General features: G+C 61.3%; 3 protein-coding genes. All 3 read left to right on the top strand.

Annotated elements, in window-relative coordinates; genetic code table 11:
• On the top strand, positions 1–340 hold a 340-nt coding region (locus tag HP499_RS24060; RefSeq protein ID WP_172326544.1), incomplete at its 5' end, for a DUF2177 family protein.
• A gap of 9 nt (positions 341–349) precedes the next feature.
• Entirely contained in the window at positions 350–808 is a 459-nt protein-coding gene (locus HP499_RS24055) for an SRPBCC family protein (RefSeq protein ID WP_172326543.1), read from the top strand.
• The gene (locus HP499_RS24050) at positions 808–1,464 is read left to right on the top strand and encodes a pentapeptide repeat-containing protein (RefSeq protein WP_172326542.1); all 657 of its coding nucleotides are present in this window, start codon (positions 808–810) and stop codon (positions 1,462–1,464) included. The genes HP499_RS24055 and HP499_RS24050 overlap by 1 nt, the downstream gene beginning before the upstream one ends.
• Positions 1,465–1,601: the final 137 nt, after the last annotated feature.

The following is a 1,601-nucleotide window of genomic DNA, read 5'->3' as shown; positions in this document are numbered from 1 at the left end:
CGTCACTGTGGCACAGCGGCAATATGAAAGCCAGATCGGACACCTCCTCGCCGCCAGCCCGCATCCTGTAGGGGCTGTCCTGTTCTACCTCGTCTTCGTTGCAGGGATTGTTCACTATGGGGTGCGGCCGGGAAAAACGGATATCACCCTGCGCCGGAGGATCCTGGGCGGGGCAATGTTCGGCTTCTTCACCTACTCCACGTGGGCTTTGACGGCGCTCGCAGTCCTCAAGGATTTCCCGCCGATGGTGGCGGTGACGGACATCGCCTGGGGTATTGGTGTGTGCGCTGTGGTCACCTGGCTGACCGCCTTAATTGGGACTGTCAGGGGTCGGGTCTAGGCTCGATGTATGGAACACACCACCACCCTGACGCAGCACATTAAGGCAGGCCCGGAGAAAGTCTGGGCCGTTATCTCGGACATCCCGGGCTCGGCCGGCACCATCTCCGGCATCGACTCCGTCCAGTTGCTCAGCGAGGGCCCGTACGGCGAAGGCACGCGCTGGAAGGAGACCCGGACCATGATGGGCAAGCAGGAAACCGTCGAAATGTGGGTGTCCCAGGCCGACCCGCCGCGCAGCACTACCGTGAAGGCGCTGCAGGGCGGCGCTGATTACACCTCGCGCTTCACCCTGTCCGGGCGCGACGGCGGTACGGACCTTACGCTGACGTTCGGCGCCGAGGTCCTCAAGCCTTCGTTCCTGAGCAAGGTGGGTATGGCTCTCTTCGGGAAAATCGGCATGAGCATGACGCGCAAAGCCCTCGCCAAGGACCTGACGGAGATCGCAGCGAAGGCGGAATCCCTCTGATGGCGGCTGCGAAGATTGCGGCCCCGAAGATTTCACCGGTCCGTTTGGAAGAACTGCGCGACGACGACGCTCCGGACTTCCAGCGCGGCGAACGGTATGACGGCGTCAGGTGGACCAAGGTTTCCGCCGACGGAGAAGAGTTGAGTGGCTCCGACTTCATCGAATGCGAACTGAACAGTGTCTCCTTCAACGAGGCACAGTTGCGGGGCGCAACGTTCCGCGAGTGCATTCTGGCCGAGCCCTATGCGCCGGTCTTCACCGCCGCACGCAGCTCTTGGCAGGATGTGGAAATCAGCAACCCCCGGTGGGGCTCAGCTGAACTCTATGAGGGCAACTGGCGGTCCGTCCGGATCGACGGCGGCAAGCTGGACTACGTGAACCTACGCGGCTCCAAGCTCATGGACCTCCAGATCTCCGATTGCATCATCAACGAATTGGATCTCGGCGCCTGTTCCGGGACCAGGATCGCGCTGAAGAACTGCACCATCGGCACCTTGGACGTTAGCGGGGCCAAACTTAAGGACGTGGATCTGCGGACGTCGGAGTTCCGCGGCATCAACGGATTGGCGGGGCTCGCGGGCGTCATTATTGACGATTACCAACTGAGCCTCATGGCACCCCTTTTGGCTGGTCACCTCGGTATTCGGGTGGTGTGAAACTGCTCTGGACCGGTCCGCAGGTGGTTTCAGCTGTTGACCGGTCCGCCGGGCCGTGTAATCTTTATAGAACGAACGGTCGGTATATTATTCCGTGCCGGTCCCTTTCACTTCGCGAAGGATGTTCTCATGGTCGA

Source organism: Paenarthrobacter sp. CM16 (assembly GCF_013179505.1).
In the GTDB taxonomy this organism is placed as follows: domain Bacteria; phylum Actinomycetota; class Actinomycetes; order Actinomycetales; family Micrococcaceae; genus Arthrobacter.
Note: the sequence above shows the minus strand (reverse complement) of the source record. Positions and strands in the feature narration are given on the sequence as shown.

Coding starts and splice junctions, on each gene's coding strand:
- HP499_RS24055 (WP_172326543.1), top strand. CDS start 350: ATGGAACACACCACCACCCTGACGCAGCACATTAAGGCAGGCCCGGAG.
- HP499_RS24050 (WP_172326542.1), top strand. CDS start 808: ATGGCGGCTGCGAAGATTGCGGCCCCGAAGATTTCACCGGTCCGTTTG.